Raw genomic sequence first — 8,817 nt, forward strand, 5'->3', positions numbered from 1 at the left:
TTTTTATAAAATCTATGTTTTCAGGTACAGGAAGAACTGGAGGTTTTATGATATATCCTCTGACCATTAGTATGTCATTAATCTGACTTAGTAAGGTGATAGTACAGGAATTACAATAAATAAAAAAATCTCTGATATCCTTTCTTAACACGACAGGAATCGCGACACTATAGATGCTAAGTCCTGCCTTTGCTAAATACTTTAAATAATGGACATAGAATTCGTCCTCGAATAATCTTGGAGCGCCTAGGTTAACATCCTCATCTGTAAATCCAATCGGAATAGGAAAATGATCTTTTTTTAGTATTTCCTCGATTTTCTTCATGAAATCTACGGTTAAATTATAAGCATTTTCCAACAAAGTTCTGATAAGATCATCTTCACAGTGTTGCAGATAGTATTTTAAGATTTGATTAGACATACTGTTACCTACATAAGTAGCCCAAAGTTTCCCCATTTCTGGAGCTGTCAATTTAGCGCTAGGGCATAAATTTATTGGGTTTAAATTAATCGGTGTAATCGGATCATTTGTTTGCATCTATTAATCCCCTTGGCTCATTTATCTTAGTTTTTTCCAAGCAGGCTAATTTATTCTAGGTCAATATCATGGGTATGTTAGAATGATGTAAAATTGAAGCACTGATTATGCTGAGAATAGCTTTTAAAAGGAGAAATATCAATGGATATGAAACTGTTCGAAACTTGTAAAAACCTTATCATAAATGCAGAGAACGTCGTTGTGCTATCTGGGGCCGGAATTAGTACCGAATCGGGTATTAAAGACTTTCGTTCAAGGACTGGCGTTTACCAAATGGCACCTGAATATATCCTTTCCCTTGATTATTTTTATCAGAATCCAAGGGAGTTCTACCATTTTGCACTCCAAAATCTTTATCATCCGGACGCTGTGCCAAATTCAGGGCATGAGATCCTGGCAAAGTGGGAAAGAGAAGGGAAAGTTTCTCATATTATTACCCAAAATATTGATGGACTCCATCAAAAAGCAGGCAGTAAAAACGTGATTGAATTTCATGGAACAATGAAAACAGCCTCATGCTTACATTGCGATAAAAGTTACAAGACCGAAGAAATGATAAATCGTTTTCAGACCATTAATGAATTTTATATCTGTGACCATTGTGACACCCGCCAAAAGAGAGAACGTTTCATAAAACCGGATGTTGTTTTATTCGGTGATACAGGCGAGTGGTTTACGGTGGAAGGATTTGATAGGATTTTACATATGATTGAGGCGGCAGATTGTCTATTGGTGTTAGGGACGAGTCTTAAGGTCACACCATTTTCAACATTCCCTCAATATAGAAGGAAAAGCACTCCACTGATTATTATCAATATCGGTGATACTCCATATGACACGGATCCGAATACATTCGTCATTCCTGAGTCGATTGGGAAGTCCTTGTCCCTATTGGATGAACAACCAAGCACCTGAATAGAAAAGATTTACAAAAAAAGTAAGATAAAGTATTGTTGTTTTAATATTCAGAAAAGAGTTGGTGGTAGTCGTGAGTGAGAACAATCAGTATGTGTGGTATGCGAGTTATGGTTCAAATCTTAATAAGGATCGATTTTTGTGCTATATCAAGGGCGGGAGTCCAGCGGGGTCCACAAGGGTGGAGACAGGCTGTAAAGATTCTTCACTGCCAATTGCGGAATCTTCTTTTACAATCAATTATCCGCTTTACTTTGCAAAAGAGGCAGCAGGGTGGCAAACACAAGGAGTGGCCTTTATTGGATTAAACCACAAAAAGGATACTGTAACCTATAGCAAAAAATATTTAATCACGATCGAACAGTTTTTAGATGTGGTCCAACAAGAGAACAGCGGAGATTTTTTCAAGATTGATTTAAACGAAGTAAAAAAGACTGGTTCAAAAATATTTAGAGACAGTTCTTGGTATGGAAATATTATTTATCTTGGTGAAGACAATGGATACCCTATTTTCACCTTCACTGCTCCGTGGAATCAGGCTGAAGTGGAAATTACGAAGCCTTCCCATAACTATTTAGCAACCATTATTAAAGGCTTAAAAACAATGTATACGAATGAAGAAATCTATCTTTATCTTCAAAACAAACCTGGCGTAAAGGATTTCTATTCGACTGATGAATTAATGACAGTTATTTCTGCCAGGGAGTCTTAACGAAAAAAACGAAAAAACCTTCCTTTAGGTAGAGGAAGGTTTTGTGCGTATATCTACTTTGCAAAGAAGTTTTCCGTATAGTAGGGCTGTGATTCATTATTAAAAGCGACACCGACACCTAAATACTCATAACCCGCCCGCAAGATATTTTCCCGATGCCCAAGTGAATTCATTAAACCTTCATGGGCAAAAATGCTGCTAAATTGTCCATATGCAAGGTTCTCACCTGCCAAATGAAAACTAATATCATCTGCTTTCATCCGGTCAAACGGGGATTGGCCTTTCAAGTTGGTATGATCAAAGAACTGATGGACAGCCATATCAGTGCTATGTNNCATGTCAGGACTGGAAGTTTATGATTGACCCGTGCCGCATTGGTCAAATCAAATAACTGATATTCAAAACCTTCTTTTAAAGATGCATTTCCTTTCGTGTAAAAGTCTGTTTTCTCCTCTTCAAAATCTTTGCCCACCAACTGCATGGCCGTAACTGTATTCTTTTTATGTTTATCATAAAAGACAGTTACATACGTCCCATCGACCAGGAACAAATCATTGTCGCTATTTTCCTCTAGTTGATACACAGTGAATCCTTTTTGAATTTTGGTTAATGGCTCCCCCAGTTTTTCCCGTACAGTTTTCTTCGAACTTCCAAGCTTGATTCCGTTCGTTGAGGAAATTAAATCCTGATTCGTATATATTCCAGCAACTTTGTTGTTTTCGTCATACATAACCATAAAGAAATCATGATAATCTTGATGATAGGTATTCCAATCAGTCCCATATTCATTAAGGGATGAACGATTTGCCTTGCCTAAATTATGTTCAATATCTTCTTTTAGATTGCCAATTTCAACATTATGAATCGAGAATACTTGTTCAGTAGGGATCGTTAACTCAACTTTTTCTGTCTCTTTTTCCTGCTGTTGTGGATTTTGTTTAGGAAGTGGGAGATCTCCCACTTGTGCTCCAATCTGTTTCACTAATTGTTGAACTTTTTCATAAAAACTGTTCAGTGTTTCTAATATTTCAGGGTTATCTTTTACATTTATTTCAGATTGAATAGAATCAATCTTTTGGTTGAAATCATTTTTTTCCAATTGCTTGGAAATAACAGGTAGTGAAAATTTAAATAAAATAATAAATGAGATAATCGCGAGAAATCGTACCATGTTCTTTTTCCTCCATTTCTATTAGAATTGTAGCCAATTTTGATGAAATGTATAAGTAATATGCTTGTAGGGAATAGAGAACTGCGTTCGACAAGTCAGAATTCGGAAGAATATCACAAAGGCACTATCTCTAAGTCGATAGCGCCTTTACTTCTTGCATTATATAGGCAGATTCCTTTGTTATTCCTACTTATTAGTCAATTCGGAAGTATTGGAGACTCGATAGATTTTCCTCGGGCGTCCCTTGGAGGAAGGTGCCTCATCACCAATAATTTCTGCCATACCTTCTTCAACTAAACCTGTAAGGATACGACGAGCATTTCTTGGGGTCATTTTTAGCCATTCGGCTACTTGGGTTGAAGTAATTGAACCATTTCCCATTCTATTCTGAACCGATAATATTTTATTAAACGTTGTAATCGTTATTCCGCTATGTTTAAGTTTTTCACTTATTTCCTTATTTTCTGTCCGATATTGAAAGGAGATGGTTTCTTGTTCTTTTAATGGACCTTCGATTGTTCCATTATGATCCACCAAGAAAGCACAAAAAGAATCATAATTTTGAGCATGGTTTAGCGCAAGCCTAGCATTTTCTTCTGCTGTGAGGGCAGTATCACCGTAGCCAATTCCAATGTTGGATGGTAAATCTGCTATTAACGCCAATCTTTCCAAAAGTGAGGTAACCGAATTCTCCGGTTCTTCTAAAGAACCCCTGGTTGAAAAAATAACAAAGATTCCGATTCCAATCGTTACAAAAGATCCCGAAATGGATTCAGCAAAATTTAAAATAGCTGCCTGTATCTCTAAACTTAAGCGATGAATATCATATGAAACCATATTATGATCAGCTTTTTTTTCCATTCCTTGCACCTTCACAAGGATAGCTGCAATTTGTGACTGTTTAAAATGAATCGTTTCCCATTGTTGGACAGCAGATGACAATGTTCTACGAATGTTACTTCTAGTCGGTGCAACCCAATAGGTTGTTATATTTTGTGAACTCAACTGATCATAGATAGAACGTAAGCTTGTTATACTAATATCCACTTTTCCATCTTGAATAAGTTTTTGATGAAAAGCTAGTAGATTCTCAAGAGGAGTTTCATTGGTATACTCATGAACATAAATCTGGTCACTGGGTATACCAAGGTCACGATAGGTTTCATAAACGTCTCTTTCGGACAATGTATCAATACTTATTCGTTCTAAACTTCTTTGATCATTATAACCAATGTCAACTAAGGTCTTGGTTAAGCTAGCACCATCTAATTGAAGTAAAAAAAATGGTTGTTTTACTGCGCTCTTTTGAAACGGATTAAAAAGGGCAGGCCCAGCAAGGATCCATAGATCAATTACGTCTTGATTGTTTAAAACGATATTTGTTGCTTCTTCGGGTAACTGATAAATATATGGTACAGGCTGCAGCCGGTCACGATATTCATTGGCTATTTCAGTAATTAGTTGGACAGAGTCATTTGGTCCGATGATTCCGGCTCTTGGTTTCAAAAATTCCCCTCCTAATTGTTATGGTTATTTCATTATAACCATAATAAAACCCTTCGTAAAAAAGTTTTCATATTTTAAGAGTTTAACCAATTTCATATTAACATCTTCAAGTTGATTGTAGTGAATTTTTAGAAAATTCTGTTGACAATCGTTTTAACGGGTTGTATAGTCTATTTAAGGAACATATTAAGAAATATTCCGTAAATCAAATGACTAGGGGTGTTATGAATGAATAAATCGAACCAGAACCATGATTTATTCCCGTTGGTTGACCAAGAACAATTTAAACAGGTTATTGGCCACTTTGCTAGTGGCGTAACGATCATAACCGTTAGAAATAATGGGGTTGATTTTGGGATCACGGCAAGTGCGGTCTGTTCTGTTTCTGTTGACCCACCAATGCTGCTAGTTTGCGTGAATAAAAACACGGGAACTTGTCATGCAATCTCAGCTGCAGAGTCCTTTACGGTAAATATCGTCAATGAAACCCAAAAAGAGTTAGCATTAAAATTTGCAAGGGCTAATTCGGATAAATTTGCTGGGACTGACTTTTCATATGGCGAGTTAGGCAATCCAGTTTTAGGTCAATCACTTGCTACACTCGAGTGCCGGGTTGTTGAAGAAGTAACAGGTGGTACTCATTCCGTCTTTTTGGGCAGGGTGCAAACAGCTTATGCAGCGGATGGAGAGCCTTTAGTTTACTACCGTGGAAAGTTTGGAAAATTTGAAGAAGCAAAATAACAATCATTTGATTTGTAAGTGAAATGTATGAAATGGGAGGTAATGGAATGGCATTAATGACAGGTAAGCAATATCGGGAGTCCCTGAATGATGGACGAGAAGTTTATATTGATGGGGAAAAGGTAAAGAATGTTGCCGAACACCCATCCTTTAAGCCAATCATTGATGTTAAGGCTCGTATGTATGATATGGCACATGAAGCAAAACATGCTGATACCTTAACAGCCACACTGCCTGATGGCGAAGTTGTTTCACGGGCTTATAAAATGCCCGAAACAAAAGAGGATCTATCTGCTATTCGCAAACATGTCGAGACGGTACTAGACGATCTTGGCGGGGTAGTTTATCGGGTTGGTGATGAAACAATTGGTGAAATGTGGTCCTTATATGACGCACAAGATAAATTAAATGAAATTGATCCAACCTACGCGAAAAATATCAGGTATCATATTGACCGTGTCGCGCGAGAAGACTTATTTCATGTCTCAGCGAATACAGATCCAAAAGGTGATCGAAGCAAATTGTTTAGTGGGAAAGATGGAGGAACCCTTCTCCATGTGGTCGAGGAAAATGACCAAGGAATCGTTGTAAAAGGAGCAAAGTTTGAAACAGCTGCTGCCTATGCGCACCAGGCCTTTGTAAAGCCAACCATACTAGACTGGAATGCTGGGTCAGAAAAGATGGCACCGTTCGCCTGCGGATTCATTTGCGATATGGGTGCACCAGGATTAAAGCATATTTGCAGAACATCACTAGGAACAGACCGAAATCCACAAGATTATCCTATTGCCACAAAATTTGAAGAAATTGATACCCTGCTAATTTTTGATCATGTCCTTATTCCATGGGAAAATGTCCTTTTCCACCGCTCCCTAGATTCTGCCGCTTATATTCGTTCTACTCTACACCGTTATTCTGCCTTTAATTACACCCTAAGAATGTTACGCAGAGCTGATTATTTAATTGGTACAGCACTACTAAATGTTGAGCAAACAGGTTTAACCCATCTCCAAGCTGTTAAAGAAAAAATCTCTGAGTTGATCAATTATCGTGAAGGAATCAATGCCCATTTAACTGCAGCCGTAGCTGATGCGAAAAGAAGCCCCGGCGGTTTAATGATGCCAAATCCGTCACTTTTGTATACCGGTCGAGTCTTTGCATTATCTAATTTCCCAGCTATGGCCCATTTAACTAGAGAACTCGTTGGCGGCCAATTAGCGGTGACTCCTGATTCTACAACAATGGCAGATCCTGAAATTAAGCAGTATTTCGACCAATATTATTCTGTTGGTGAGTGGACCCCTGAAGATCGAGGGAAATTATTATATTTCGCGAGAGATTTGTTAAATTCCTCTTATGCAGGACACAAAACTACTTTTGAATTATTTGCACAAAGTCCTCCTTTTGCTCAACAAATGGCCGTATTTAGCAACTTTGATATGGAGCCACAGCGTGATTTAGTGCGAAAAGCAGCAGGTCTTATTAAGTCTGAGCCAGTTTCTAGTAATTAATGGAAGAATAGGAGAGGAACAATACTAATTCTTGGAGCAACAATGCTGGATTTATTCCACATTGTTGCTTCGATTTATTTATATGGTTACTAACTGGAACTGAAATAGATGACAGGAAAGAGGGGGAAATTTTGAGAATCAATGTAAATCGATTATTAAGGGATATCGAGAAATATGGGGCCTACGGGAAAAATGAACATGGAGGTGTAACTAGGCCTAGTTTTTCTCCAGCAGATTATGAAGTTCGTCAATTATTTATTGAAGAAATAATGGAAATGGGGCTAGATGTGACCATTGATGGTGCTGCAAACATTTGGGGGAAATATGAAGGTACGGGAAAAAAAAGGGGAAGCATTGTAATAGGCTCTCATTTGGATTCTGTTCCGAATGGAGGGAAATACGATGGGCCATTAGGAGTATTAATGGCGAAAGAAATTGTTAAAAGATTAATAGAATCGAATATTCGCCTAGATCATGATATCGAAATTGTCTCCTTCACTGCAGAGGAATCAAATGATTTTAATTTATCCACGTTCGGCAGCCGTTCATTCGTTGGCCGTTTAACAGCGGAAATGGTGCAAGACGTACACGATTTAAAAGGGGCCCGTCTTAGTGATGAATTAATAAAGGTTAGTGGTGGCCTGGATAAATTCTCAGTGATGAAAGATATGCATCGTGATAAAAAAGCTTTTATTGAACTTCATATAGAGCAGGGACAGCGCTTAGAAAATGCAAATATACCGATGGCAGTGATTAACAGTGTTGTCGGGACGTACCGCTGTATTGTCAAAGTGATAGGCGAGTCAAATCACTCAGGTACAACAATGATGAGGGATCGAAAAGATGCGCTGACTGCTGCCTCAGAAATGATTCTTGAAGTGGAAAGATACTGTGCGAACCGGGGAGATGTAGTCGGTACTGTCGGAAAGTTAACTGTCAATCCGAATGCTGCCAATATTATTCCAGGTCAAATTGATTTTATCTTGGAAGTAAGAGCCGAAACATCAGACTCGATCTATCAGGCAGTTGAGGCAATCAAAGCGGTTTGGCAGGAAATTGCCACAAGAAGACAAGTGACCATTCAACAGGAAGTGTTTCTAGATCAAAAACCTGAGGTATTAGATCACGAGATTGTTACTTGTCTTGTAAACACGGCTAGCGAAATGAATGAGCCCTACTTAATTTTACCTAGTATGGCTGTCCATGATGCAGCCCATATGGCAAGCATTACGAAGTCGGCTATGGTCTTTGTTAAAAGTATAAAGGGGAAAAGTCATTGTCCAGACGAGTATAGCCATCCCGATGATATTGAAAAAGCAGGGAATTTGATTCTGCAGGGAATCATTAACTTAGATCTTACGCTTTCTGAATCAGAGTTTAGGATGCCGATCAATAAGACAAATTGATTCTGAATATGGTAGATCCCTTCGAATTTTTTCATTAAGGCTGTTGTAAGTAATGTAGACAGCCTTTTTCTACGATGGTAATTGGAGCAGTAGAATTATTATTTTAATAGAATGTAAACTATATATTTTTTAATAAGTTCTAATTTTCTGTTAATGGAAGTACAAGCAGTTCTAAAAAATATGATATAGTGTGTTAAAAATAAGATACGTATAAAAGTAAGAATTTTTAGAAAATTAAATTGACATTATCACTATGAATTTGTTATTTTTAATTAAAGAATAATTAAAGAAAAAATCCGTAAATAAAAAGTAAGGAT

Annotated in this window: 9 protein-coding genes; 5 read left to right on the top strand and 4 right to left on the bottom strand. The window is 37.6% G+C overall.

Translation table 11 applies throughout. The features are described 5' to 3' along the window. A partial coding sequence (locus V7137_RS28980) for a DUF3231 family protein (protein ID WP_335701266.1) occupies positions 1-538 on the bottom strand: 538 nt, incomplete at its 3' end. Between the two features lie 141 nt (positions 539-679). Between V7137_RS28980 and V7137_RS28985 the strand changes: the two genes are divergently transcribed. Together V7137_RS28985 and V7137_RS28990 are read left to right on the top strand one after the other, a co-directional pair. Further along, on the top strand, positions 680-1,453 hold the full coding sequence (locus V7137_RS28985) for an NAD-dependent protein deacylase (RefSeq protein WP_335701267.1): 774 nt from the start codon (positions 680-682) through the stop codon (positions 1,451-1,453). Between the two features lie 73 nt (positions 1,454-1,526). Beyond that, on the top strand, positions 1,527-2,165 hold the full coding sequence (locus tag V7137_RS28990; RefSeq protein WP_335701268.1) for a hypothetical protein: 639 nt from the start codon (positions 1,527-1,529) through the stop codon (positions 2,163-2,165). 53 nt (positions 2,166-2,218) lie between these two features. Here the strand turns inward: V7137_RS28990 and V7137_RS28995 are convergent, their stop codons facing one another. The 3 genes from V7137_RS28995 to V7137_RS29005 all read right to left on the bottom strand — a co-directional run bounded on the left by V7137_RS28995 (position 2,219) and on the right by V7137_RS29005 (position 4,842). Next, entirely contained in the window at positions 2,219-2,452 is a 234-nt protein-coding gene (locus V7137_RS28995) for a CAP domain-containing protein (RefSeq protein ID WP_335701269.1), read from the bottom strand. Then, positions 2,449-3,336, bottom strand: coding sequence for a CAP-associated domain-containing protein (locus V7137_RS29000; protein ID WP_335701270.1), 888 nt, complete (start codon positions 3,334-3,336; stop codon positions 2,449-2,451). Before V7137_RS29000 ends, V7137_RS28995 begins: the two co-directional genes overlap by 4 nt. Positions 3,337-3,522: 186 nt before the next feature. Beyond that, positions 3,523-4,842 carry a hypothetical protein gene (locus tag V7137_RS29005; RefSeq protein WP_335701271.1) on the bottom strand — a complete coding sequence of 440 codons (1,320 nt, stop codon included), beginning with the start codon at positions 4,840-4,842 and terminating at the stop codon, positions 3,523-3,525. Between the two features lie 228 nt (positions 4,843-5,070). Between V7137_RS29005 and V7137_RS29010 the strand changes: the two genes are divergently transcribed. The 3 genes from V7137_RS29010 to V7137_RS29020 all read left to right on the top strand — a co-directional run bounded on the left by V7137_RS29010 (position 5,071) and on the right by V7137_RS29020 (position 8,500). Beyond that, the gene (locus V7137_RS29010; protein ID WP_335701272.1) at positions 5,071-5,583 is read left to right on the top strand and encodes a flavin reductase family protein; all 513 of its coding nucleotides are present in this window, start codon (positions 5,071-5,073) and stop codon (positions 5,581-5,583) included. Positions 5,584-5,630: 47 nt separating this feature from the next. Continuing rightward, positions 5,631-7,094, top strand: coding sequence for a 4-hydroxyphenylacetate 3-hydroxylase family protein (locus V7137_RS29015; RefSeq protein WP_335701273.1), 1,464 nt, complete (start codon positions 5,631-5,633; stop codon positions 7,092-7,094). 131 nt (positions 7,095-7,225) lie between these two features. Beyond that, positions 7,226-8,500, top strand: coding sequence for a Zn-dependent hydrolase (locus V7137_RS29020; protein WP_335701274.1), 1,275 nt, complete (start codon positions 7,226-7,228; stop codon positions 8,498-8,500). The last annotated feature ends 317 nt before the right edge of the window (positions 8,501-8,817 follow it).

This window comes from Neobacillus drentensis, assembly GCF_036962765.1.
In the GTDB taxonomy this organism is placed as follows: domain Bacteria; phylum Bacillota; class Bacilli; order Bacillales; family Cytobacillaceae; genus Neobacillus; species Neobacillus drentensis_C.